The organism is Streptomyces sp. NPDC032472 (assembly GCF_040636955.1).
In the GTDB taxonomy this organism is placed as follows: Bacteria; Actinomycetota; Actinomycetes; order Streptomycetales; family Streptomycetaceae; genus Streptomyces.
Genome location: NZ_JBEZVK010000066.1, coordinates 12,611 through 36,484, shown reverse-complemented (window position 1 = coordinate 36,484; position 23,874 = coordinate 12,611). Strand labels below are relative to the sequence as shown.

Below are 23,874 nucleotides of genomic sequence, written 5' to 3'. Positions count from 1 at the left end.
GGGGCGGGGGGCGCCCCCGGGGGCGGCGCCCGGCCCCACCGTGCAACCCCGCCCCCGGGCCCCCCCCCCCCCCCCGCCGGCCCCCCCCCCCCCCCGCCCCGCCCCCCCCCCCCCCCCTGCCCGGCGGAGCCGGGTTCCTCGGGGCGCCGCCCCACGCCCTGCGCCTCAAGCGCCGGCGAGGCTGGAATGCCCGACCCCGGCTGCGACAACCATGGGCTGGCTCGGGGTTGCTGGGGCGCTGCCCCAGACCCCGCGCCTCAAGCGCCGGCGGGGCTGGAATGGTCGGGCCGCGGCTGCGAAGGCCGGCGGGGCCGGGCTGCTGGGGCTCCGCCCCAGACCCCGCGCCTCAAACGCCGGCGAGGCTGGATTGCCCCACCCCTGCGTCGGAGGCGGCGGGGCTGGATTGCCCCACCCCTGCGTCGAAGGCGGCGGGGCTGCAATGCCCCACCCCTGCGTCGAAGGCGGCGGGGCTGCAATGCCCCACCCCTGCGTCGGAGGCGGCGGCGCTGGAATGCCCTACCCCTGCGTCGGAGGCGGCGGGGCTGGAATGCCCTACCCCTGTGTCGGAGGCGGCGGGGCTGGAAGGGTCCACCCCCCCCGCGTCGGAGGCGGCGGGGCTGGAAAGGTCCACCCAACGCTTCGGAGGCGGCGGGGCTGGAGGCCGCCCGCCGCTTTGAAGGCGGCGGGCGGGTGGATGTGCCGGGGTCCGTGGGGCGGTGGCGGCATCATGGGGGCATGCGTATCGCGGTTACCGGGGCCAGCGGGCTCATCGGCAGGGCACTCGTGCGGTCGCTGCGTGCGGACGGCCACGACGTGGTCCGGTTCGTGCGGCGGGAGCCGGCCGCGGCCGACGAGGCGCGGTGGGATCCGCGTCGGGGTGGCGTCGACCCCGCCGCCCTGGCCGGTTGCGCGGCGGTGGTCCACCTGGCCGGCGCCGGGATCGGCGATCACCGCTGGACCGCCGCGTACAAGGAGGAGATCCGGGCCAGCCGGGTCGAGGGGACCGCGGCGATGGCCCGGGCGGTCGCCGCGCTGGACGAGCCGCCCGCGGTCTTCGTCAGCGGCTCGGCCGTCGGCTACTACGGGGACACCGGCGACCGCCCCGTCGACGAGACGGCCCCGCCCGGGCGCGGCTTCCTGCCGGAGGTGTGCGTGGAGTGGGAGGCGGCCGCAGACCCGGCCCGCCGGGCAGGGGTGCGGACGGTGTTCGCCCGCACCGGCCTGGTGGTCGCCGGCGAGGGCGGCGCGTGGGGCCGGATGTTCCCGGTCTTCCGGGCCGGGCTCGGCGGCCGGCTGGGCAGCGGCCGCCAGTACTGGTCGTACATCTCCCTGCACGACGAGATCGCGGCCCTGCGGCACCTGGTCGACACCCCGCAGTTGTCGGGCCCGGTCAACCTGACCGCCCCCGAGCCGCTGACCAACCGCGAGGTGACCGCGGCGATGGGGCGGGTGCTGCGCCGCCCGACGCTGCTCACGGTGCCGGCGCCCGTCCTGCGCGCGGTCCTGGGCGAGCTCTCCCAGGACGTGCTGGGCAGTCAGCGGGCGCGGCCGGTCCGGCTGTTGGAGTCGGGGTTCGTCTTCCGCCACCCCGGCATCGACGAGGCGATCCGGGCGGCGCTCGCGCGGCCGGCGGCCTGAGCAGCCGCTTCCGCTTCCGGGCGACACGCACGCGCCCTCCCCGTGCGACCGTTTGTGACCCGTGTGCGACCGTCGTGCGACCGGATCCGACCGTAATACCGCACCGAACTCGGGTTCCCCTGGAGCCCGTTGGGGGAAGGAGGATCCCCACACAGCCGCGCCGACCTCGGGGAGGGGCACGTGCTCAGCAGCTCGCACCACGCCGCACAGCATGCGGACGTCGTCATCGTAGGAGCCGGGGTCTCAGGACTCGCGGCGGCACAGCACCTGATCGCGGCGGGGGTCACCGTCACCGTCCTGGAGGCGGCGGACGACCCCGGCGGCCGGATGGCCACCGAGCACGCCGACGGCTTCCGGCTCGACCGGGTCGGCCAGCTGCTCAACACCTCGTACACGGAGCTCGACCGGACCCCCGGCCTCGGCTCCCTGGTCCTGCGGCCCTTCGCACCCGGGGTCCTCGTCCACACCGACGGCAAACCGCTGCGCGCCGGGGCCACCACCCCCGCCCGCGCGCTGGCCAGCGGCTCCTTCGACCAGGCCCGGCTCAGCGCCTACCTGGGCCGGCTCGCCGTGACCCCCGTCGAACGCGTCCTCGCCCGGCCCGAGCGCACCGCCGCGGCCGCCCTGCGCTCCCGCGCCCTCGGCACGACGCTGCGCCCGCTGCTCGCCGCCCTGCTGCGCGACCCGGAGCTCACCACCTCCAGCCGCGTCGCCGACCTGGCCCTGCGCGCCTTCGCCCGGGGCCGGCTCGCCGTGCCCGAGGGCGGCGCCGCGACCCTGCCCCGGCTGCTCGCCGCCGCCCTGCCGCCCGGCACCGTCCGCACCGGGGTCCGCGTCCGCTCGGTGGCGACCCAGCGCGTCACCACCGAGGAGCACGGCGAGTTCAGCTGCCGCTCCCTCGTCCTGGCCACGGGGGCGCGGGCCGCCGCCGGGCTGCTGCCCGGGCTGCGGGTGCCCGGCTTCCACGAGGTCACCGTCATCCACCACGCCACCGCCGCCCCGCTGCCCCGGGACGGCTCGCTCCTGCTCGACGGCGACCCCCGGTGGCCCGTCGCGCACACTGCCGTGATGAGCGCGGTCGACCCGACGCGGGCCCCCGCCGGCCGCAGCCTGGTCACCACCACCGTGCTCGGGCCGCCGCCGCCCGTGCGTACCGTCGCCTCGCGCCTGGCCCGGCTGTACGACACCGCCACCCGGGACTGGGAGCTCCTCGCCGTCCACCACGCCCCCGAGGCCGTGCCGGCGATGCCGCCCCCGTACGACCTGCGGCGCCCGGTGCGGGTCCTGGCCGGGCTGTACGTGTGCGGCGACCACCGCGACGCCAACACCGTCCAGGGCGCGCTGCACTCCGCCCGGCGCGCCTCCACCGCCGTCCTGCGCGACTTCGGCATCCGGCTTCCGGCCACCGCCGAGAGCAGCCTCCCGGCGGTGGCCTGAGAACCACCGGCGAAGGGCCCGGTTCCGCCCGGCGGAACCGGGCCCGTCTCACGTCGGCGCCGCTCACGTCTTATCCGCTCACGTCGGCGCCGCTCACGACGGTGCCGCCTACGACAGCGCCGCGACCCGGTCCCGGTAGGTCCGTACGGCCGCCGCGTCCCGGTAGGGCTCCAGCCGCCGCTCGAAGTCCCGTACGTACTCCACCGCGCGCACCGAGCGCATCTCCATCGCCTGCTGCGCCGCCTCCGCGGCCAGGGCGCACGCCTGGTCCAGCTCGCCCAGTCCCAGCCGGGCCGTGGCCAGCACCACCCGGCAGAACAGCCGCGAGCGGGCGAAGGCCGGCGCCCGCAGCTGCAGCGAACGCTCGGCGTGCTGCGCCGAGGCCCGGTACTGCTGGAGGTCGCGGTGGCAGTGCCCGAACTCGTCGGCGAGCTGGGCCTCGTCGAAGAACTTCGCCCAGTACGGCACGTCGTCCCCGGGCCGGGCCGCCCCCAGGGAGCGCTCGGCGCGCACCAGCGCGGCCGTCGCCGCCCGGACCTCGCCCAGCACCGCGTGCCCGCGCGCCTCGGCGGAGTGCAGTAGCGCCTGGACCACCGGCGGGGGGCCGGAGCCGACGCCCTGCTGGGCGACGCGGGCCAGCTGCACCGCCTCCCGGCCGTGGCCGAGGTAGACCGCCTGCCGGCTCATGGTCACCAGCACGTAGCTGCCGTACGGCCGGTCCGCGGCCGCCTGGGCGAGCCGCAGGGCCTGGACGAAGTAGCGCTGGGCGAGCCCGTGCGCGGCGATGTCGTACGAGGTCCAGCCGGCCAGCCGGGTCAGGTCGGCGGCGGCCGCGAAGAGCCGGCGGCCGGTGGTCTCGCCGTAGGTGCCGCGGAGCATCGGCTCGGCCTCGTGCTCCAGGTAGCGCACGAGGGCCTGGCGGGCGTGACCGCCGCCGTAGGTCTGGTCGAGGGTCTTGAACAGCTCGCTGACCGAGCGCAGTGCGGCGATGTCCCCGCCGGTGACCCGCTGGCCCGGTCCGCGGTCGATCTGCCGCTGGCGGGGCACCGAGGTGCGCCCCTGCATCGGGACCCGGGCCGCGGCGGCCGGGTCCGCGCCGCGGCCCACCCGCTCGTCGGGCCGCCCGATCAGCCAGTCCCGGCTGGGCACCACCAGCCCGGCCGGGGTGAATGCGATCTTCCGCAGCTCGGCGTGGGAGCCGGAGTCCTTGCGCCACAGTCCGCTGGCGATGTCCACCGCCTCTTCCGGGGTGGCCGCGAACTCCAGGCCGGCGTAGACCGGCGCGCAGGCGTCCAGGCCCAGGTCCTGCGCGGAGAGCCGGCGGCCCAGGCGCCGGGTGAAGACCTCGGCGATCAGCGCCGGGGTGGTGCCGCGGGGCTGCTGCCCGCGCAGCCACCGGGTCACGGAGGTCTTGTCGTACCGCAGATCGAGGCCGTGCTCCAGGCCCAGCTGGTCGACGCGGCGGGCCAGACCGGCGTTGGAGAACCCGGCTTCCGCGATCAGCGCCGCGAGCTGGCGGTTGGGGACGTGCTGCGCGGGTCGTTCCGTCATCGGCTCCACGGTTTCCTGACGTGACGGACCGGGGTCCCGGCCCTGTGAACGGCGTGAATGTAGCGGCGAACTTCCCCTACGCCGCCCCCTCTGCCCCAGATTCATCCGATCGTGTGCAGAATCGGTAGGGCTCTTTACGGACGAGTCCACACCACCCGCGTACGCTGCGTGACATGGCCTCCCGATCACCCGCCGCCGCGCAGCCGCCCGCCCCCGGCGGGGGCGCCGACGACACCACCGCGCCGCTGCCCGCGCCCGAGCTGACCGAGGCCGAGTGCCGCCGGTGCGGCACGTACATCGCCGGGCTCGACGGCCGGTACGCGTGCGGCGTGTGCGGCTGGGTCAACGACCACTCGGAGGGCCACCGGCGGCTGCCGCGCGCCGACGAGGACCCCGACCGGCCGCCCAAGGGGCGCAGGCCGCCCAGGCTGCTGCCCGCCCCGGAACCGGCCCCGGAACCGGGTCCCGAACCGGCCCCGGAACCGGCCCCGGAACCGGCCGCCGAGCCTCCGGCGGTGGGCGCCTGAGGGGCCCGGGAGGGGCTCGGGAAGGGCCGCCGTACCCTGGACCGGTGCGATGCGTGCACACAGCAGGTTCAATGAGGAGGCGCTGCGGTGGCTGAGCTTGGGTTTGTCCATCTGGGCTTCGGGCCGGACTACGTCGAGTACACCGAGGCGTGGGAGGAGCAGCGCCGGGTCCACGCGGCCCGCTTCGCGGACGAGATCGGCGACACCTGCCTGCTGCTGGAGCACGAGCCCGTGTACACGGCCGGGCGCCGCACCGACGACAGCGAGCGCCCGCTCGACGGCACGCCCGTCGTCGACGTGGACCGCGGCGGCAAGATCACCTGGCACGGCCCCGGCCAGCTCGTCGGCTACCCGATCATGAAGCTGCCGCGGCCGGTGGACGTCGTCGCGCATGTGCGCCGCCTGGAGGAGGCGCTGATCCGCACCGCCGCCGACTTCGGCCTGGAGACCACCCGGGTCGAGGGCCGCTCCGGCGTGTGGGTCCTCGGCGACCCCGTCGAGGAGCGCCCCAGGATCGGCGGCCTCTCCCTCGACCTCGACCCGCGGCTGCACGACGAGGAGTTCGACGCCCGGCTCAACGGCCCCGAGTACGCCCCGTCCAACGCCGGCCAGCGCCGCGAGGACCGCAAGCTCGCGGCGATCGGGATCCGCGTGGCCAAGGGCGTCACGATGCACGGCTTCTCGTTCAACGTGAACCCCGACAACACCTGGTTCGACCGGATCGTGCCCTGCGGCATCCGGGACGCGGGTGTGACCTCGCTCTCGTACGAACTGGGCCGCGAGGTCACCATGGCCGAGATCGTGCCGGTCGTCGAGAAGCACCTGAAGGACGTACTGGAGCACGCCGAGCTGCGGCCGCGCGAGATCGAGACCGCCGCGGGCGCCTAGCCCCGGGGAATGCGTCCGGCCGCCTGCAGGTTGGCCGACGTAAGAGCGTACGAAATTACGGGCGTACCCTGGTGGGCGCCGAGGAATCACAGTCACAGGGAGCCGGTCGTGTCCGCAGTCGCACCCGACGGACGCAAGATGCTGCGCCTGGAGGTCCGCAACAGCCAGACCCCCATCGAGCGCAAGCCCGAGTGGATCAAGACCCGGGCGAAGATGGGTCCCGAGTACACGAAGATGCAGAACCTCGTGAAGGGCGAGGGGCTGCACACGGTGTGCCAGGAGGCCGGCTGTCCGAACATCTACGAATGCTGGGAGGACCGCGAGGCCACCTTCCTCATCGGCGGCGACCAGTGCACCCGGCGCTGTGACTTCTGCCAGATCGACACCGGCAAGCCCGAGGCCCTGGACCGGGACGAGCCGCGCCGCGTCGGCGAGTCGGTCGTCACGATGGACCTGAACTACGCCACCATCACCGGCGTCGCGCGCGACGACCTGGCGGACGGCGGCGCCTGGCTGTACGCGGAGACCGTGCGCCAGATCCACCAGCAGACCGCGGGCCGCGAGGGCGGCCACACCAAGGTCGAGCTGCTGGCCCCCGACTTCAACGCGGTCCCGGAGCTGCTGGAGGAGGTCTTCGCCTCCCGCCCCGAGGTCTTCGCCCACAACGTGGAGACCGTGCCCCGGATCTTCAAGCGGATCCGCCCCGGCTTCCGCTACGAGCGCTCCCTCGACGTCATCCGGCAGGCCCGCGCCTACGGCCTCGTCGCCAAGTCCAACCTGATCCTGGGCATGGGCGAGGAGCGCGAGGAGGTCTCGGAGGCCCTGAAGGAGCTGCACGAGGCGGGCTGCGAGCTCATCACCATCACCCAGTACCTGCGGCCCTCGCCGCGGCACCACCCCGTCGAGCGCTGGGTGAAGCCGGACGAGTTCGTCGAGCTGGCGAAGGAGGCCGAGGAGATCGGCTTCTCGGGCGTGATGTCCGGCCCGCTGGTCCGCTCCTCGTACCGGGCGGGTCGCCTCTACCAGCAGGCGATGGAGAAGCGCGCGGCCGTCTGAGGCCGGCGTGTGACGCGGACCGCACTACGGACTCTGTGAACTCACGCACAAACACTTACCGGTAAGTAACACCGCATCGACGCGGCCCGTAGGCTCTTCGTGTGAAGAGGAGCCGACGGGCCGCGTAAATGTTTCATCACCGTTTGACCCGCAGGTCATGCCCTGGTAACACCAATCAGTGACCATAGGTCAACGCACCGCGCACACCGCCGCACACCGCTGCCACCCCCACCGCTGTGCATCCAGACCGACGTGAGCACCGTGAAAGGGATCGCCATCATGCAGGCCGCGCCCGTACGCGCCATTGCCATTCCGTCGTTCACCGACGCCTTGCGGGGCTTCGAATCGCTCCTCATGAGCGGTGCCCGACGCAACGCCTGGAGCGCCGTCCTGGAGGACCGGCGCCGGGCGAAGGACCGGGTCGAAACCGAGCACGTACTCGAGGCCGCGGCGACCCGGGCTCCCCAGGCCACGTAAACTTCGCTGTATGGCGAGGAAGTCAAACGCAGAGACTGCTGCGAACACTGGGCGACTGAAGCAGATCGCCCTCACGTACAAAATGACGAGCAAGGCCGACCCGAAGGTCGGTCTGGTCCTCGCGGGCGTGGGAATCGTCACCTTCGGTGTCTTCCTTGCGATCGGCTTCCTGATCGGCCACCCGGTCTACCTGGGCATCCTGGGCTTCCTGGTGGCGTTCCTCGCGATGGCGATCGTCTTCGGGCGCCGCGCCGAGCGGGCTGCCTTCGGGCAGATGGAGGGGCAGCCGGGCGCGGCCGCGGCCGTCCTCGACAACGTGGGACGGGGCTGGACGACCACCCCGGCCGTCGCGATGAACCGCAGCCAGGACATCGTCCACCGGGCCGTCGGCAAGGCCGGCGTCGTGCTGATCGCAGAGGGCAACCCCAACCGGGTCAAGCCCCTGCTGGCCGCCGAGAAGAAGAAGCTGGCCCGGATCATGCCGGACGTGCCGGTGCACTCCTTCATCGTCGGCAAGGGCGAGGGCCAGGTGGAGCTGAAGAAGCTCCGCACCACCCTGCTCAAGCTGCCGCGCGTGCTGGCCGGCCCCCAGGTCACCCAGGCCAACGACAAGCTGCGGGCCATGGGCGACCTCATGAGCAACATGCCGCTGCCGAAGGGCCCGATGCCCAAGGGCATGCGGATGCCGCGCGGCGGAAAGATGCGCTGACCCGCTTTTCGTATACACAGCTCGTATACACATGCAGGGGCGCCCCCGAGCCGGAAGGCTGCGGGGGCGCCCCTGTATGTGGCTGTCTGCCGGTGGCGCGGCGGACGGCGTGGGGCGCGTGCGCCGTGCGCCGTGCGCCGTGCGCCGCGCGCCGTGCGCCGTGCGCCGCGCGCCGCGCGCCGCGCGCCGCGCGCCGTGCGGTCAGATGCGGACCTGGACGGCGCGGGCCGCACGGTCGTGCAGGCCGCGCCCGTCGCGGTCCCAGATCAGCGCCGGGATGACCAGGGCCAGCAGCAGCGTGCGCAGCACGACCCGGCCGAGGCCGAGGCGGCCGCCGCTCTCCGAGACGACCCGCAGGCCCACGAGGCGCTTTCCGGGAGTGAAGCCGACCGTGCCGACGGTCAGGATGCTCAGGGCCACGAAGAGGGCCAGCGTCCAGTTGCCCGTCGCGGCCGCGTTGCCGCCGGTGATCAGCCCGTATGCGATCACCTGGCAGGCGATCCAGTCGATGGCGACACCGCTGAGGCGGCGTCCGAAGCGCGCCGCGGAGCCGGGGCCCTGCTGGGGCAGGCCGAGCCGCTGGCCCGGGTAGCCGAAGTCGACGCCCATGTCCTCGGCCGCCGCGCGGGGGCCGGAGAGCCACGATCCGATTGCTTGCCTGTTGTCCACCCGACCACCGTACCTGTGGTGCTCCGGGCCCCTCCGGCCGGACCCTGGTTAACTTGTGCGAAACAAATGGGTCATGCTTGGGAAATCCCGCCTGCTTATGGTCGGGTCAGCGTGCGGCACCGCACTGACGCACCAGGAGCTATACAGCCCGTCCCTCCCCCGGGATCGGGATTAGGAGGAGTTGGATGTTCCAGAACGCCGACGAGATCAAGAAGTACATCGCGGACAACGACGTCAAGTTCGTCGACGTCCGGTTCTGCGACCTGCCCGGTGTGATGCAGCACTTCACCATCCCGGCGAAGGCGTTCGACCCGGCGGAGGAGCTCGCCTTCGACGGCTCCTCGATCCGCGGCTTCCAGGCGATCCACGAGTCCGACATGGCGCTGCGCGCCGACATCAGCACCGCCCGCCTGGACCCGTTCCGCCGCGACAAGACGCTGAACGTCAACTTCTTCATCCACGACCCGATCACGGGCGAGGCCTACAGCCGCGACCCGCGCAACATCGCGAAGAAGGCCGAGGCGTACCTCGCCTCCACCGGCATCGCCGACACCGCGTTCTTCGGTCCCGAGGCCGAGTTCTACATCTTCGACAGCGTGCGCTTCGCGACCACCGCGAACGAGGGCTTCTACCACATCGACTCCGAGGCCGGCGCCTGGAACACCGGCTCCGAGGAGAACAACCGCGGCTACAAGGTCCGCTACAAGGGCGGTTACTTCCCGGTCGCCCCGGTCGACCACTTCGCCGACCTGCGCGCCGAGATCTCCCTCGAGCTGGACGCCCAGGGCCTGCAGGTCGAGCGCCAGCACCACGAGGTCGGCACCGGCGGCCAGGCCGAGATCAACTACAAGTTCAACACGCTGCTGGCCGCGGCCGACGACCTGATGCTCTTCAAGTACATCGTGAAGAACGTCGCCTGGCGCAACGGCAAGACCGCGACCTTCATGCCGAAGCCGATCTTCGGTGACAACGGCTCGGGCATGCACGTCCACCAGTCGCTGTGGCAGGGCGGCGAGCCGCTCTTCTACGACGAGGCCGGCTACGCGGGCCTGTCGGACACCGCCCGCTACTACATCGGCGGCATCCTCAAGCACGCGCCGTCGCTGCTCGCCTTCACCAACCCGACGGTGAACTCGTACCACCGCCTGGTGCCGGGCTTCGAGGCGCCGGTCAACATGGTGTACTCGCAGCGCAACCGCTCCGCCGCCATGCGCATCCCGATCACGGGCTCGAACCCGAAGGCCAAGCGCGTCGAGTTCCGCGCGCCGGACCCGTCCTCGAACCCGTACCTCGCCTTCTCGGCGCTGCTCCTCGCGGGCCTCGACGGCATCAAGAACAAGATCGAGCCGATGGAGCCGATCGACAAGGACCTCTACGAGCTCTCCCCGGACGAGCACGCGAACGTCCCGCAGGTCCCGACCAGCCTGGAGGACGTCCTCAAGGCCCTGGAGGAGGACCACGAGTACCTCCTCGCCGGCGGTGTCTTCACCCCGGACCTGATCGAGACCTGGATCGACTACAAGCGCACGCACGAGATCGCCCCGATCGCGCAGCGTCCGCACCCGCACGAGTTCGAGCTCTACTTCGACCTCTAAGCCTCCAGGGCTCCACGCCCCGGGCACCCTGTGCGAACGGCGGCCCCGCCCCTCTCCGACGGAGAGCGGCGGGGCCGCTGTGTCGTTTCGGCGTGTTACTTCGGCTTCGCCAGCGTGCACGGGACGGAACCCTTCTTCCCGTCCTCCGTCTTGAAGACGACCTTGAACTCCTGGGAGCCGCGCAGTTGCACGGTCGCCGTCGCCTTGCCGTCCTTGTCCGCGACGACCTTCGGGCGGGGGTCGAGGTCGAGCGACTGGCCGGGCGTCCACCCCTCCAGCCGGACCGCCACCCGGGAGTGGCGCTGCCTGCCCTGCGGGCGCCTGCCCCGTACAGGTACCGGTGGTCGACGTCTTGCCGGGCTGCTTCCCGATCGTGCAGGTGCCTATCGCCGCCGGAGGGGCCTCGGGTTGGGCGGGCTTCTCGCCCGGCACGCACGGCACGCTCTCCTGCTCGGTCAGGCCGTAGTAGTTCCGGGTCGGCGTGTCGGGAGTGACGTACCCGTCCCAGTGCCCGGATTTGTCCACGTTGAACGGGCCGCTGCCGCCGGGGTGGTGGTAGAGCTTCTGGTCGGGGGCCTTTCGTGATCTTGCTCCGGGGGTGTGCCGGCACCCGCTAGGTTCGGGGTATGGACGACCAGTGGAAGACCGTGGCCGCGCTCGCCGCGCGGTTCGACGCGCACGACCGTGAGCGCGGGATGCCGCACGAGGAGAGCATCACCCTCCAGATCCTCAAGATCGGTGAGGAGTTCGGGGAGGCCGCGCAGGCCGTGATCGGGGCCAAGGGCACCAACCCCCGCAAGGGCGCCTCGCACACCTGGAGCGATGTGGAGGCCGAGGTCGCCGACGTCATCGTGACCGCGATGGTGGCCCTGACCCGGATGCGGCCCGACGCGGCCGGGTACTTCGCCGAGCAGCTCAGGCTGAAGTCCGACCGGTTCCTGTGACCCGGCCGCCGAGCAGCGCCATCCCGCCCGTCAGCTCGCGCAGGCAGCGTACGGCCAGCTCGGCCGGGGAACCCGGGCCGGAGCCCGGGGCGTCGGTGGTCGACCACAGCTCCAGGGCGATGCGGATCGCGTCCGTGGCGGCCGCCGCGAGGAGGCGGACCCCCAGCGGGTCGGCGTCCTCGCCGGCCAGCCGGGCGATCACCGGCACCAGGTGTTCCTCGGAGTCCTGGTTCACCCGGTACCAGACCGCGCGCAGCGCCGGATCGGTCGCGGCCGCGCGCAGCAGGCCGCGGGTGACCTCCAGGCCCTCCTCGATGTTGGCCTGCCCGTCGCTGAGCGAGCGGGTGACGGCCCGCTCCAGGGCCTCGGCCAGGGGCGTGCCGGGGGCCTCCTCGGCGAGCAGGGCGCGCCAGGTGTCGCCGCCGGTGGCCAGGAGCGGGGCCACGGCCTCCTGCTTGTTGCGGAAGTAGCGGTAGAACGTGCGCAGGGCGACGCCGGCGCGGTGTGCGATGTCCTCGGCGGTGGTGCCGTCGGGGCCGTTCTCCGCGAACAGGGCGCACGCCGCGCGGGCGATGTCGAGCTGGGTGGCGGCCTTGCGGCGCTCGGTCAGCGACTGGGCTCCGGGGCCGGTGGCGGGGGAGTACGGACGAGGGGATCTCACGGGTGAAGCGTACCCCGTACGGTGACGTTCATTGCATGCTTTGACGCCCTGGCAAAACGTGCCAAGGCGACGGTACGCTCGTGCCATGAACCGTTACGAAGGACGCCGAGTCCTCATCACCGGCGGCGGCTCCGGCATCGGGCAGGCCACCGTCCACCGCATCCTGGCCGAGGGCGGCCGCGTCCACACCGTCGACGTCAGCGAAGCCGGCCTCAAGGCCACCGCCGACCAGGCCCTCGCCGACGGCCACGCGGACCGGCTGACCACCGCCCTCCTCGACATATCCGACGAGGCCGCCGTCCGCTCGGGCACCGCCGCCGCCGTCGAGCTGCTCGGCGGGCTCGACGTGCTGGTCAACGCCGCGGGCATCCTGCGCTCCGCGCACACCCACGAGACCACCCTGGACCTCTGGAACAAGGTCATCCAGGTCAACCTGACCGGCACCTTCCTGATGATCCGCGAATCGCTGCCGGCGCTGCTGGAGGGCGACCGCCCGGCCGTGGTGAACTTCAGCTCCACCTCGGCGTCGTTCGCGCACCCGTACATGTCCGCGTACGCGGCCAGCAAGGGCGGCATCCAGTCCATGACGCACGCCCTGGCCGCCGAGTACAGCAAGCAGGGCCTGCGCTTCGTCTCCGTCGCCCCCGGCTCCATCGAGAGCGGCATGACCACCGGCACCGGCCCCGGCCTGCCCGAGGACACCGACTGGAGCCTGTTCGCCAAGCTCGCCCCCGCCATCGGCCAGGGCTTCGCCGGCCCGCAGACCGTGGCCGGCGTCGTCGCCATGCTGGGCTCGGAGGACGGCGCCTTCATCACCGGTACGGAGATCCGCATCGACGGCGGCACGCACTACTGAGCCGCAGCGAACGGCGGTCGGGCCGCACCGGCCGCCTTACGACCTGAAGCGCTCCCACAGCCGGGGGAAGCGCTCCGCGAGCACGGCTTCGTCCTCGAAGTCCAGCGGGGCGCCCTCCGGCTCCGCCGGCTGCAGCGCGATCCCCAGGTCCGGCGCGACCAGGCCGGTCAGCTGCTCGTACGCCTCGTCGGCCGCGTACCCGAGCTCCTCGCCGTCCCCGTCGATCTCCTCGTCGAACTCGTCGAGGAGCTCCGCCAGCTGGTCCGGATCGTGCACCGCGCCCTCGAAGACCTCCCGCCCCTGGCCGATCAGCCAGCAGCGGAAGTAGTCGAACGCGTCGTCGCTCGCCCCGTCGAGGAGCACCCAGGCCGCCCCCCACAGGTCCCAGGTGTACGCCCGGTTGTAGCGGGCCTCGAAATGCCGGGCGAAGTCCAGGACGGAGTCCGGATCGAGCTGCGCGAGCCGCTCCACGAGCAGGTCGGCGTGCTCCTCGGGGTCGCCCTCGGCGGCCGCCCGGGTGCTGTCGACGATCTCCCAGAACTCCGTCTCGTCCATCACGGGTTCCAGCATCAGGGGTCCGCCGACAGCCCGCCACCGCGAGAATCCGACAGTATGACCGGCCCGGCGGTGGCCCGACGCGGCTCGGACATGCCGAAGGCGGCCCGCTCCCCGAGGGGTGCGGGCCGCCTTCGTATACGTCGGCAGCCTTACATGCCGTAGCGCTCGCGCGCCTCCTTCACGGAGGACGCCGGCACCTCGCCGCGGCGGGCCAGCTGGGCCAGGGCCGCGACCACGATGGACTGCGCGTCGACACCGAAGTGGCGGCGGGCGCCCTCACGGGTGTCGGAGAGGCCGAAGCCGTCCGTGCCCAGCGAGGTGTAGTCCTGCGGGACCCACTGGCTGATCTGGTCCGGGACCTGGCGCATCCAGTCGGAGACCGCCAGGACCGGGCCCGGGGCACCCTCCAGCACGCGGGTGACGTACGGGGTGCGCTCCTCGCCGCGCAGCAGCGCCGCCTCGTCGCACTCCAGCGCCTCGCGGCGCAGCTCGCCCCAGGAGGTGGCGGACCAGACGTCGGCGGACACGTTCCACTCGGCGGCGAGCAGGCGCTGCGCCTCCAGCACCCAGTGGATCGCCGTGCCCGAGGCCATCAGCTGGATCTTCGGGGCGTCGGCGGCCGGGGCGGCCCCGTCGAGGTCGGCCGCGGTGTTGAAGCGGTACAGGCCCTTGACGATGCCTTCCTCGACACCCTCGGGCATGGCCGGCTGCGGCTTCGGCTCGTTGTAGACCGTCAGGTAGTAGAAGACGTCCTCCGGGTTCTCCCCGTACATCCGCTTCAGACCGTCCTTGACGATCACCGCGATCTCGTACGCGAAGGCCGGGTCGTAGTTGAGCGACGCCGGGTTGGTGGCGGCGATCAGGTGCGAGTGGCCGTCGGCGTGCTGCAGGCCCTCACCGGTCAGGGTGGTGCGGCCCGCGGTGGCGCCGACGATGAAGCCCTTGCCGAGCTGGTCGGCGAGCTGCCACATCTGGTCGCCCGTGCGCTGCCAGCCGAACATCGAGTAGAAGATGTAGAACGGGATCATCGTCTCGCCGTGCGTCGCGTACGACGTGGCGGCGGCGATGAAGTCGGCCATGGCGCCGGCCTCGGTGATCCCCTCGTTGAGGATCTGGCCGTCCTTGGCCTCCTTGTAGTACATCAGCTGGTCGCGGTCGACCGGCTCGTACGTCTGGCCCAGCGGCGAGTAGATGCCGGCCGAGGGGAACAGCGACTCCATACCGAACGTGCGGGCCTCGTCGGGGACGATCGGCACCCAGCGGCGGCCGGTCTCCTTGTCCCGCATCAGGTCCTTGACGAGGCGGACGAAGGCCATGGTGGTGGCCATCTCCTGCTTGCCGGAACCCTTGATCAGCGGGGCGAAGGACTTGTCGGCGGGCTGCGGCAGGGCCACGTGGTGCACGCGGCGGGCCGGGGCCGGGCCGCCGAGGGCCGCGCGGCGCTCCTGGAGGTAGCGGACCTCGGCGGAGTCGGTGCCCGGGTGGCCGTAGGGGACCACGCCGTCGGCGAAGGCGCTGTCCGGGATCGGGAGTCCGAGCAGGTCGCGCATGCCCTTGAACTCGTCGATCGTCAGCTTCTTCATCTGGTGGTTCGCGTTCTTCGACTCGAACCCGGCACCCAGGGTGTAGCCCTTGACGGTCTGCGCCAGGATCACCGTCGGGGCGCCCTTGTGCTCCAGGGCGGCCTTGTACGCGGCGTACACCTTGCGGGGCTCGTGGCCGCCGCGGGAGGTGTGGAAGCACTCGGCGATCTTCGCGTCGGACAGCAGGCCGCCGAGGGCCACCAGGGCCGGGTCGCCGCCGAAGAAGTGCTGGCGGATGTAGGCCGCGTCGCGGGTGGCGTACGTCTGGAACTGCGCGTCCGGGGTCTCGCGCAGGCGGCGGACCAGGGCGCCCGTGGTGTCGAGCCGGAACAGCTCGTCCCAGGCGGAGCCCCACAGGGTCTTCACGACGTTCCAGCCGGCGCCGCGGAACTGGGCCTCCAGCTCCTGGACCACGCGGAAGTTGGCGCGGACCGGACCGTCGAGGCGCTGCAGGTTGCAGTTGATGACGAAGGTCAGGTTGTCCAGGCGCTCGCGGGAGGCGAGGGCCAGGGCGGCCGTCGACTCGGGCTCGTCCATCTCGCCGTCGCCGAGGAAGGCCCAGACGTGCGAGTTGGAGGTGTCCTTGATCCCGCGGTTCTCCAGGTAGCGGTTGAAGCGCGCCTGGTAGATCGCGGAGAGCGGGCCGAGGCCCATGGAGACCGTGGGGAACTCCCACAGCCACGGCAGGCGCCGCGGGTGCGGGTAGGACGGCAGGCCGTTGCCGCCGGACTCCTGGCGGAAGTTGTCGAGCTGCTGCTCGGAGATGCGGCCGTCGAGGAAGGCGCGGGCGTAGATGCCGGGGGAGGCGTGGCCCTGGATGTAGAGCTGGTCGCCGGAGCCGTCGGCCTCCTTCCCGCGGAAGAAGTGCTGGAAGCCGGTCTCGTACAGCCAGGCGGCGGAGGCGAAGGTGGCGATGTGGCCGCCGACGCCGTACTTGGAGCCGCGGGTCACCATGGCGGCCGCGTTCCAGCGGTTCCACGCGGTGATGCGGGCCTCCATCTCCTCGTCACCGGGGAAGGCCGGCTCGGCGGAGGTGGGGATGGTGTTGACGTAGTCCGTCTCCAGCAGCTTCGGCAGGGCGAGGCCGGCGGCCTCGGCGTGCTGGAGGGTGCGGCGGAGCAGGTATTCGGCGCGGCGCGTACCGGCGGCCTTGGCGACGGCGTCGAGGGAGGCCGCCCATTCGGCGGTCTCCTCGGTGTCGCGGTCCGGGAGCTGGTCGAGCTCGCTCGGAAGCTTTGCTACGGGGTCGGACATCGGTGTGCGCCGCCTTCCGGACAATGGAGAGGTGGTGAAGAAGATCCCTGACGGGCAGGACAGGGTGGGCGGACCAGGTGGGGTCCGTCAGAGACTGTAAAACCCTGATCGATGATCGATCAAATGGTTGCGGCGAAGTTAAGGGACATCCACGAAAAGTCGGCACCGGGTGTCAGCAAAACAGACACTCGGTGCCGGGCAAATCGGGACAAGAGCATCGCCCAGCCGGCTTTGTGGTCCGCCTCACGCCCGCCTCACGCCCGCGGCGCGCATCCCAGAACATGCCGCTTCACCAGCACACCGATGTCCGGATCCTGGTTCCGGAAGGCCTCCACGAGCGCCGCGTGCTCCTCCGCGTACGACTTCTGCACGGTGCCCAGCCAGCGGATGGACAGCGCCGTGAACACCTCGATGCCCAGGCTCTCCCAGGTGTGCAGCAGCACGCTGTTCCCGGCCGCCCGCACCATCTCCCGGTGGAAGCCGACCGTGTGCCGGACCTGCGCCGTGCCGTCCGCGCTCCGGTCCGCCTCCCACAGCGCCGCGACGTGCGGCTCCAGCGCCGAGCAGTCCGCCGCCAGCCGCGGCGCGGCCAGCTCGGCCGCGATCTGCTCCAGGCCGGCCCGGACCGGGTAGATCTCCTCCAGGTCCGCCGCCGACAGGTTCCGTACGCGCACGCCCTTGTTCGGCGCCGACTCGATCAGCCGCAGCGTCTCCAGCTCGCGCAGCGCCTCGCGCACGGGCGTCTGGCTGACCTCCAGCTCGACGGCGATCCGCCGCTCGACGATCCGCTCACCGGGCTTCCAGCGCCCGCTGACGATCCCCTCCACGATGTGCTCGCGGATCTGCTCGCGCAGCGAGTGCACGACGGGTGGGGTGATCATCGGGGCTTCATCTCCTGTGGGGGCATGCACAGCGCACAGCTCTGATGCGTAGACAATACGGCGGAGTAGGCCAACGGGGTGCGTCCCTGCACGGGGCCGCCGGGTGAGGCTGGTTACAGCCGCTGCGGTCCGGTCACCCGGTCTCGGTTTCGGCCACGGCCAGGATCTCCTGGATCAGGGCCCCGAGGGCGGGGGCGCGGGCCGGCCGGCGGCCGATGAGCGCGGCGATCTCCCCGACGATCCGGGTGCGGGCAGCGGGGGTGGCCGGGGGCCAATGGGTGGGTTCGGCCTGGGCTGCGACCGGCTCGCCGTCCAGGGCGTTTGCCAGGGCGAGATGGGCGGTGCTGGTGAACTCGTCCTCGTGGATGTGGAGCTCCAGGAGCCCCAGCGCGTAGAGGAGCTCCGGGTCCACCTCGGGCGCCTCCATGAGGCGGTGGAGCCGTTCGTCCACGGCGGCGCGGTCCTCCAGGTACCGGTAGGCGGCGGGGATTCCTTCTGCGCGGGCCACGCTGAGCAGGGCGAAGTGCACAGCCGATGCGGCCGTGTCGAGCTCGGATCCGAGCAGTCCGAGGGCCTGGTCGTGCAGCAGGACTGCCGCGTGCTCCGCCAGGTGGATCCGGGACTCCTCCCAGGTGGGGAGGATCATCCACGCGTCGAGCAGTTCGCCGGTGAGGTACGGGCGGAAGGCCTCGTCCGGGCCGACGGCCTCCACCTCCCGTGCGATCCGCAGGTGCTCCTCGGTGTACCGGCCGCCGACCAGCGTGAGTTCCTCCAGTGCCGACAGCGTCTCCGGCAACCCGAGGTCTGCGCCGTGCTCGTCCCAGAACGCACGGGAAGCGGCCCAGCTCGGGCAGGCGAGCCATGCCGAAGCCAGGTCGAAGGCGGCCGGCGGCAAAAACAGCCAGGCCGGAGGTGCGGCCCCCGCCGCCTCGCGCCAGAGGGCGGCGACCTCGGCCGCGTGCCCGTCACCGGACCGGCTCCGGGCGCGCAGGAGCTGCCGTGCACGGAGCGCGGCCCGATCCGGTTCCCGGCCTCCCGACAGGGAGACGAGCACACGGAGGCCCGCCTCGGCATCACCGGCGTTCACCTCCAACTCCGCACGCAGGACGGCGAGGAAGCGCGCCGACTCCGGATGCGCGGCGAGCGCCCGCTCCGCCTCGGCGTAGGCAGCAAGGGCCTCCCGGACGCCGGCTGTGCGGGCCAGGTCGCCGAGGGCGCCCGCGAGCCCGAGAAGATGCGCGGCGGGGTCCTGCCGGGCAAGGGACCGGTAGAGGTCGACGGCTTCGCTGAGGGCGGTCAGGGCGGCCCGCGCGTCCCCGGTGTCCGCCAGGGCGGTGGCGAGGTTCCGCTGCGCCCTCGCGAGGTTGGGCAGCTGGGCGGCGGGGTTGTCCTGTGCGAGGGCCCGGTAGAGGTCGACGGCCTCGGTGAAGTCGGTGAGCGCCCCTTGGGGGTCCCCGGTCTCCGCCCGGGCCACGGCGAGGTTGTGCACCGTCGTGACGAGGTCGGGGAGGTGGGCGGCGGGGTGGTCCTCGGCGAGGGGGCGCTGGATGGCGGCCGCCTCGGTGAGGGCGGCGAGCGCGTCCCGCGGGCTACCGGTGTCCGACTGAACGTTGGCGAGGAGCGCGAGGGTGCGCGCCAGGTCGTCGAGGTGGGCGGCGGGGTGGTCCTCCGCAAGGGCGCGCCGGATGTCGACCGCTTCCCTGATCGTGGCGAGCGCAACCTGCGGATTGCCGTTTTCCGCCTCGCGTTTGCCGAGGCTGTGGAGAGCGCCGGCGAGATCGGGGAGGTGGGCGGCGGGGTGGTCCTCCGCGAGGGAGCGCTCGATGCCGACGGCTTCGGCAGCGGCCCTGAGCGCCCCCCCGGTGGTCGCCCGCCTCCGCCCGGATGCCGGCGAGGGTGTGCAGGCTGGTGGCCAGGCTGGGAAGGTGGGCGGCCGGGTGGTCCTCGGCGAGGGCGCGCACGATACCCATGGCCTCGCCGGCGGCCGCGAGCGCGGCCCGCGGGTTGCCGCTCTCCGCCTGCCAGTTGGCGAGGTTGTTGAGGGCGCTGGCGAGGTCGGGGAGGTAGGCGGCAGGGTTGTCCTCGGCGAGGGCGCGCCGGATTCCCACGGCTTCGGTGACGATGGCGAGTGCGCTGTGCGGGTCACCGGTCGCCGCCTGCACGGTGGCGAGGTTGTTGAGTGAGAGGGCGAGGTCGGGCAGGTACGCCGCGGGGTTGTCCTCGGCCAGGGCCCGGTAGATGCGATGCGCTTCGGTACCCGTCGCGAGGGCGCCGCGCCGGTCCCCGGTCTCCGCCTGGCGGATCGCGAGGTTGTTGAGGGACATGGCGAGGTCGGGGAGGTGGGCGGCAGGGTTGTCCTCGGCGAGGGTGCGCACGATCCCCACGGCTTCGGTGAGGGTGGCGAGTGCGCTGCGCCGGTCCCCGGTCTCCGCTTGGCGGATCGCGAGGTTGTTCAGGGCGCCGGCGAGGTCGGGGAGGTAGGCGGCGGGGTTGTCGTCGGCCAGGGCCCGGTAGATGCGGTGCGCTTCGCCGGCGGTCGCGAGCGCGCCCTGTTGGTCCCCCGCCTCGGCTTGGCGGCTCGCGAGGGTGTGGAGCCCCATGGCGAGCTTGGGCAGGTAGGCGGAGGGGTTGCCGTCCGCCAGCGAGCGGTAGAGCGGCATGGCCGTGGTGATCGTGGCGAATGCGGCCCGGCGGTCGCCCGTCTCGGCCTGGGCGGCGGCGAGGTTGTTGAGGGCACTGGCGAGGTTCGGGAGGTACGCGGCGGGGTCGGTGTCGGCCAGGGAGCGGTACAGGCGAGTGGCTTCGGCAATGGTGGCGAGTGCGCCCCGGGGGTCGCCCGTCGTGGCCTGGACGGCACCCAGGTTGTTGAGGGTGCCTGCGAGGTCGGGCAGGTACGCGGCGGGGTCGGTGTCGGCCAGGGAGCGGTAGAGGCCGGCCGCCTCCCGGGACAGGGCGAGGGCCTCGCTGCGCCTGCCGGACCGCGACAGGGACACGGCCAGGGTGTCGAGCGCATGAGCCAGATCGGGCAGGAACACCTCCTCGTTCACGTCGACGAGCTCACGGATCAGCGTGATGCCGCGGGTGTCCGCCATGGCCGCGTGTGCCGACAATTCCCAGCGCAGGTAGGGGTTTGCGTTCTCGATCGCCGTCGCGTCCGCCGTCTGCACGCGGAGCAGGCCGACCAGGGCCCGGGCCACGCGGAACGCCGGGTCGGGCACCTCCGCGGTCCGGCGCAGGTGGCTGACGAACTCGCGGTGGTAGAGGCGGTAGACCGCCTGGGTGCCGTCGGTGTCCTCCACGACGTAGCGGCCGTAGGTGTTGAGGAGCCAGTCCACGTCCGCCGGGCCGTACACGGCGCCGTCCGGGCTCAGGGCCGAGGCCGCGGCCTCCCAGACCCCGCGGGCCGGCATGCCCTTGCCGGCGCTCCAGGCGAGGGCCGCGAGGAGGTCTCGTGCCCGGTCGTCCTCCAGGTCCTCCGTGAAGGCGGCGCTGATGGATGACGGGATGGACTGCGTCCAGTCCTCCTCCGCCCGGTCCTCGGCTCCGGAGGCGGCGAAGTGTCTGATGACCGAGTCGGTGGCCATTCTGGCGAAGAGGAAGCCGCCTGTGTGGGTCGATGCCCTGGCGGTGATGAGGTCGGCCGCGGTCTCCGCGTCCTGCAGAGGCAGTGCCCCGGCCCGCAGGCGGCGGTGGCAGTACGCGCGGATGTCCTGCGTCGTGTCGGACTCGGCGTCCAGGTCCGTGGCCTGGGCGCGGACGTCCAGCAGGCGGCTCACCGCCTGGTCCAGGGGCTCCGCCGGGTCCTGCTGGGGGCGGAACGGGCGGTCGCGGGAGCCCAGCAGGACGCACGTCATGCGGCTCAGCGGTGCCAGGAGCTGTTCGACGATCGGGTGGGCCTGGTCGGGGGCCGCCTCGTCGAGGCCGTCCAGGACCAGGGCCGGCAGCCGGCGGTCGGCGTCTTCGGGCCAGGCCTTCTCCACCGCGGCGATCAGGGCCGCAGGCGTCTCCGGGCGGGGGAGGTCCAACCGGTCGGCGACGGCCTCGGCCAGCTGCTGGACCGTGAAGCCCCGCAGGTGGAGGGAGACGTCGATCGAGCCCTCGCCCGGGTCCGGGTCCTCGGGGGTGAGGGCCCCGTGCGCAGCCGTGTCGGCCCGGTGCGTCCGGTCGGACAGGGTGGCGATGCGGCCCAGGACGGCGGACTTGCCGCTGCCCGCGCTGCCCGTGACGAGGAAGAGGCCCGGGCGGCGGGCCTCCAGCCATGCCGTGATCTCGCCCAGTACCCGGCGGCGGCCGCTGAAGAACCAGCCCTCGTCGTCCCGGGCGGCCCCGCGGCTCGCCCGGACCAGGTGTTCCACGAGCTCCGGCTCCGCAGCGTTCCTGCGCAGCGGGTTGTCGAACATCAGCCGCGGCTCGCCGAACATCGCCGGCACCGGGCGGTGCCCCACCTCCTGCGGCCACTGGGCCAGGACGGTGTTGATGACCGTGGCGCCGCTGACCTGGCCGTTCCTGCTGCTCCACTCGTGGCGGTACTCGTCCGTGCCCGGCCCCTCGCGCAGGACCCGGGTCAGGGTGTTCAGCAGGATGCCGGCGGCCTCTGCCTTCTCCTGGGGGCGGCTGCTCGCGAGCACCCCGAGCCAGGCCGAGCGCCCGGGCGGGAGGTTCCGCGCCGACAGCTTGCCGAACGCCGTCTCCAGGGATTCCAGTACGCCCGCCCCCGCATGGCAGGTGTCGATGAGCAGCAGCATCTGGTCCGCCTTGCTGCGCAGCGCCGCCTCGGTCAGCAAGTTGGCCGAATATGTCTCGTCCCCGTACGCGGGATCGTCCGTGTCGTGCACGACCAGGCGCAGGTCCTGCTCGTCGCGCACCCCGTGCCCGGACCACAGGATGACCGCGGGGCCGCGCCCGCCGGTCGCGTTCCAGGCCTTCGCCCAGTCCTTCACCGCGGCGCGCAGGGCCGCCTGCCGGGGGTCCGGGACCACGGTCGGGGCGAAGCCCCGCGCCTCCAGGAGGGCGCACAGCTCCCGCATCTGGTCGGTGGCCCCCGTCAGGGTGCGGAACCTCGGGTTCTCGTAGTGCTCGACCACGATCCCGAGGGCCGTGCCCCGGATTTCCTTCCTTTCACCCCCTTCAGGCACCCGGGCCCCCGACCAGCGACAGGGCCGTCACCGTCGTCTCCGGGCGGTCCGTGACCCGTACGGCCAGCCGGTACGCGCCGGGGGCCGGGGCCGGGAACGCCGCGGTGTAGCGGCCCTCGCCGAGGGGACGCAGGGTTCGGGACAGCGGCTCCGCGCCGTCCGCCGGCCGGAGTTCCGCGGTCAGGTGCAGCTCGTCGTGGTCGGGGGTCTCCGACGGGACGGTCACCGTGACCTCGTACGCCGCTCCCCGCTCCAGGAGCGGCGGGGCGAGCACGCTCAGCGGGACCGCGTCGTCCTCGCCCCGGTGGAAGGGGCGGTCCTGGCCCAGGAGTCCGGCCAGGGCGTCCCGTACGCCGTGGTTGTTCTGCAGGGAGCCGTGCTGCTCGCACGGGGTGTGGGACTCCTCCACCGCGTAGCCGGAGAGGTCGGCGTTGGCCGGGCGGGCCGCGAGGCGGGGGACCGTGCCGTCGCCGCGCTCGTCCGCGCCGTCGATCAGCCACAGCGGGGTCAGGTCCGCCCCGGTGAGCCGCGCCGTGGTGTGGGTGGGCTGGCGGATGCCGGTGACCGCGTGGAGCCGGGTCGGGTCGGGGCGGTTCGCCGCCGTGCGGAGGTCCGCGTGGAAGGCGGCCGCGTCCGCGAGGAGGGCGGGGTCGACGCCCGGGAGGCCCGGCAGATCGCGTGCGTACGCCAGGCCCTGCGGGGTCTCCACGCACGCGTAGTCCGGGGCCAGCTGGTGCAGGGACGGGAGGCTGCGGGCGAAGGCGGTGAGGTCGAGGCCGAGCGGGCCCCAGCCCTTGCGCAGGCCGCTCACCAGGTGGGCGAGGGCGGCGAGGGAGCCGCGGTGCGGGGTGCCCAGGGTGATCACACGGCGGGTGACCTCGTGTCCGCCGAGGCGCTCCACCCAGTGACGGGCGATCAGGCCGCCCATGGAGTGGCAGAGGAGCACCACGCGGGCGTCCCGGCGCTCGGGGGCCGAGGCCTGCCAGCGGGGCAGTGCTCGGGCGAGGGCGGCGCCCAGGCGCTGCGCGTTGTAGCGGCAGGACAGGCGCCAGTCGTACGGGAACGGGAGCAGGTTCTCGCCGGGGGAGACGGTGAAGTTCCGCTCCAGCCAGGTCAAGAGGTCCGTGTAGCCGTCGACCGGCTGCCAGATGCCGGGGATGGCGTGCAGGTCGGGCATCAGGCCGACGGGGACGATGCCGTCGCCGGGGTGGGCGTCGCCGAGGTCCTTCGGCAGGCGCAGGCGGTTCAGGGAGCCGCCGAGGGTGCGCAGGCCCCGCCACAGGGCGCCGCCCGACAGGTCCCAGACCGGCCTGCCGTCGGCGTCGGCCAGTCGGCTGCCCATGATGCCCGGCAGGACCACGACAAGATCGACCACCCGTGTCCGCGCCATTGCAAGCCCCCCGTCGGACGTCTCTCCGGACCGGCAGGGTAAGGCGACGGCGCCCCCGCCCGGAG

20 protein-coding genes are annotated in these 23,874 nt (G+C 73.0%); 10 read left to right on the top strand and 10 right to left on the bottom strand.

The features are described 5' to 3' along the window. The first annotated feature begins 735 nt into the window (after positions 1-735). Together AB0F11_RS30810 and AB0F11_RS30805 are read left to right on the top strand one after the other, a co-directional pair. Positions 736-1,638: a TIGR01777 family oxidoreductase gene (locus AB0F11_RS30810; RefSeq protein WP_362180691.1), complete on the top strand. Its 903-nt coding sequence runs from the start codon at positions 736-738 to the stop codon at positions 1,636-1,638. Between the two features lie 180 nt (positions 1,639-1,818). Next, the gene (locus tag AB0F11_RS30805; protein WP_362180689.1) at positions 1,819-3,075 is read left to right on the top strand and encodes an NAD(P)/FAD-dependent oxidoreductase; all 1,257 of its coding nucleotides are present in this window, start codon (positions 1,819-1,821) and stop codon (positions 3,073-3,075) included. A 108-nt stretch (positions 3,076-3,183) separates the two neighbouring features. On the opposite strand, the gene AB0F11_RS30800 is transcribed toward AB0F11_RS30805, so the two are convergent. Then, the gene (locus AB0F11_RS30800) at positions 3,184-4,626 is read right to left on the bottom strand and encodes a regulator (protein ID WP_362180686.1); all 1,443 of its coding nucleotides are present in this window, start codon (positions 4,624-4,626) and stop codon (positions 3,184-3,186) included. Between the two features lie 173 nt (positions 4,627-4,799). Here AB0F11_RS30800 and AB0F11_RS30795 point away from each other — a divergent pair, with 173 nt between their 5' ends. The 5 genes from AB0F11_RS30795 to AB0F11_RS30775 all read left to right on the top strand — a co-directional run bounded on the left by AB0F11_RS30795 (position 4,800) and on the right by AB0F11_RS30775 (position 8,283). Next, positions 4,800-5,153, top strand: coding sequence for a hypothetical protein (locus tag AB0F11_RS30795; RefSeq protein WP_362180684.1), 354 nt, complete (start codon positions 4,800-4,802; stop codon positions 5,151-5,153). Positions 5,154-5,240: 87 nt separating this feature from the next. Continuing rightward, positions 5,241-6,041, top strand: a complete 801-nt coding sequence (gene lipB / locus AB0F11_RS30790; RefSeq protein WP_362180681.1) for a lipoyl(octanoyl) transferase LipB — start codon at positions 5,241-5,243, stop codon at positions 6,039-6,041. Positions 6,042-6,149: 108 nt separating this feature from the next. Then, a complete protein-coding gene (lipA, locus tag AB0F11_RS30785) occupies positions 6,150-7,097 on the top strand; it encodes a lipoyl synthase (RefSeq protein WP_362180678.1) in 948 nt (315 codons plus the stop codon). Positions 7,098-7,376: 279 nt separating this feature from the next. Further along, positions 7,377-7,574 carry a hypothetical protein gene (locus tag AB0F11_RS30780; protein ID WP_361906651.1) on the top strand — a complete coding sequence of 66 codons (198 nt, stop codon included), beginning with the start codon at positions 7,377-7,379 and terminating at the stop codon, positions 7,572-7,574. Between the two features lie 10 nt (positions 7,575-7,584). Further along, positions 7,585-8,283, top strand: a complete 699-nt coding sequence (locus AB0F11_RS30775) for a DUF4191 domain-containing protein (RefSeq protein ID WP_362180675.1) — start codon at positions 7,585-7,587, stop codon at positions 8,281-8,283. A gap of 201 nt (positions 8,284-8,484) precedes the next feature. On the opposite strand, the gene AB0F11_RS30770 is transcribed toward AB0F11_RS30775, so the two are convergent. After that, complete coding sequence (locus AB0F11_RS30770; protein WP_362180672.1) at positions 8,485-8,952, bottom strand: RDD family protein; 468 nt, start codon at positions 8,950-8,952, stop codon at positions 8,485-8,487. A 185-nt stretch (positions 8,953-9,137) separates the two neighbouring features. Here AB0F11_RS30770 and glnA point away from each other — a divergent pair, with 185 nt between their 5' ends. Next, entirely contained in the window at positions 9,138-10,547 is a 1,410-nt protein-coding gene (gene glnA / locus AB0F11_RS30765; RefSeq protein WP_361906614.1) for a type I glutamate--ammonia ligase, read from the top strand. Positions 10,548-10,642: 95 nt separating this feature from the next. Here glnA and AB0F11_RS30760 read toward each other — a convergent pair whose 3' ends face one another. Next, positions 10,643-10,837 (bottom strand): hypothetical protein, encoded by a 195-nt coding sequence (locus tag AB0F11_RS30760; protein ID WP_362180669.1) that lies wholly within the window; start codon positions 10,835-10,837, stop codon positions 10,643-10,645. 336 nt (positions 10,838-11,173) lie between these two features. Between AB0F11_RS30760 and AB0F11_RS30755 the strand changes: the two genes are divergently transcribed. Next, a complete protein-coding gene (locus AB0F11_RS30755; RefSeq protein ID WP_362180666.1) occupies positions 11,174-11,491 on the top strand; it encodes a MazG-like family protein in 318 nt (105 codons plus the stop codon). Here the strand turns inward: AB0F11_RS30755 and AB0F11_RS30750 are convergent. Next, entirely contained in the window at positions 11,463-12,152 is a 690-nt protein-coding gene (locus tag AB0F11_RS30750) for a TetR family transcriptional regulator (RefSeq protein WP_362180663.1), read from the bottom strand. The two genes, AB0F11_RS30755 and AB0F11_RS30750, sit on opposite strands and share 29 nt — an antisense overlap. A gap of 85 nt (positions 12,153-12,237) precedes the next feature. Here AB0F11_RS30750 and AB0F11_RS30745 point away from each other — a divergent pair, with 85 nt between their 5' ends. Next, the gene (locus AB0F11_RS30745) at positions 12,238-13,008 is read left to right on the top strand and encodes an SDR family oxidoreductase (protein ID WP_362180660.1); all 771 of its coding nucleotides are present in this window, start codon (positions 12,238-12,240) and stop codon (positions 13,006-13,008) included. 36 nt (positions 13,009-13,044) lie between these two features. On the opposite strand, the gene AB0F11_RS30740 is transcribed toward AB0F11_RS30745, so the two are convergent. From AB0F11_RS30740 to AB0F11_RS30715, 6 genes are all read right to left on the bottom strand, one after another. Then, entirely contained in the window at positions 13,045-13,563 is a 519-nt protein-coding gene (locus AB0F11_RS30740; RefSeq protein WP_362180697.1) for a DUF4240 domain-containing protein, read from the bottom strand. 152 nt (positions 13,564-13,715) lie between these two features. Continuing rightward, positions 13,716-16,403, bottom strand: a complete 2,688-nt coding sequence (aceE, locus tag AB0F11_RS30735; protein ID WP_362180657.1) for a pyruvate dehydrogenase (acetyl-transferring), homodimeric type — start codon at positions 16,401-16,403, stop codon at positions 13,716-13,718. 254 nt (positions 16,404-16,657) lie between these two features. After that, on the bottom strand, positions 16,658-17,281 hold the full coding sequence (locus AB0F11_RS30730; RefSeq protein ID WP_362180694.1) for a GntR family transcriptional regulator: 624 nt from the start codon (positions 17,279-17,281) through the stop codon (positions 16,658-16,660). Positions 17,282-17,417: 136 nt separating this feature from the next. Continuing rightward, positions 17,418-18,773: a tetratricopeptide repeat protein gene (locus AB0F11_RS30725; protein WP_362180654.1), complete on the bottom strand. Its 1,356-nt coding sequence runs from the start codon at positions 18,771-18,773 to the stop codon at positions 17,418-17,420. Between the two features lie 100 nt (positions 18,774-18,873). After that, positions 18,874-22,419, bottom strand: a complete 3,546-nt coding sequence (locus AB0F11_RS30720; protein WP_362180651.1) for a tetratricopeptide repeat protein — start codon at positions 22,417-22,419, stop codon at positions 18,874-18,876. Next, positions 22,412-23,809, bottom strand: coding sequence for a hypothetical protein (locus AB0F11_RS30715; protein ID WP_362180649.1), 1,398 nt, complete (start codon positions 23,807-23,809; stop codon positions 22,412-22,414). Before AB0F11_RS30715 ends, AB0F11_RS30720 begins: the two co-directional genes overlap by 8 nt. Between the last annotated feature and the right edge of the window lie 65 nt (positions 23,810-23,874).